This is a genomic window from Neisseria sp. P0021.S005 (genome assembly GCF_051956955.1).
Map to the genome: position 1 here is coordinate 1 of NZ_JBQCWY010000940.1, position 465 is coordinate 465.

The window sequence follows — 465 nt, forward strand, 5'->3', positions numbered from 1 at the left end:
GGGTCGGTCAGGATTTCCTGATAGCCGGTCATGGAAGTGTTGAACACGACTTCGCCGGAAGTCGAACCTTCGTAACCGATTGATGTGCCGTGAAATACGCTGCCGTCAGCGAGAACGAGAAGAGCCGGAGTGGTCATGATGGAATCCTGTTTGCCTGATGATGGTCGGTTCGAAAAAAATGGTCAGGCCGTCTGAAAAATAAAAATTGTTTACAAAAAAGACAGCCTTCGGAAATCTCGGCTAAAAAAAAACACGCTCCGCAGCATTGATTTTGCTGTGTAACGTGCTTTTTCAGACATAGCGGTCTATGCCGTAGAAGCAGTGTATTTTAAGTCAAAGTAATAGGAATTTCAAGCGTAGAGCCAATAATCGATAATTTAAAAACGTTTTATCTTTACGGTACAGTCCCTTGCTTTTGGAATGCCTGATGAATAAGGTTGAACTAAATATTCAGTCAGGCCGTCT

Annotated in this window: 1 protein-coding gene; it reads right to left on the reverse strand. The window is 43.4% G+C overall.

Translation table 11 applies throughout. From position 1 onward, the window contains the following. On the reverse strand, window positions 1-137 hold a 137-nt coding region (locus ACTHUE_RS20260; protein ID WP_440424307.1), incomplete at its 3' end, for a carbamoyl-phosphate synthase domain-containing protein. Window positions 138-465: the final 328 nt, after the last annotated feature.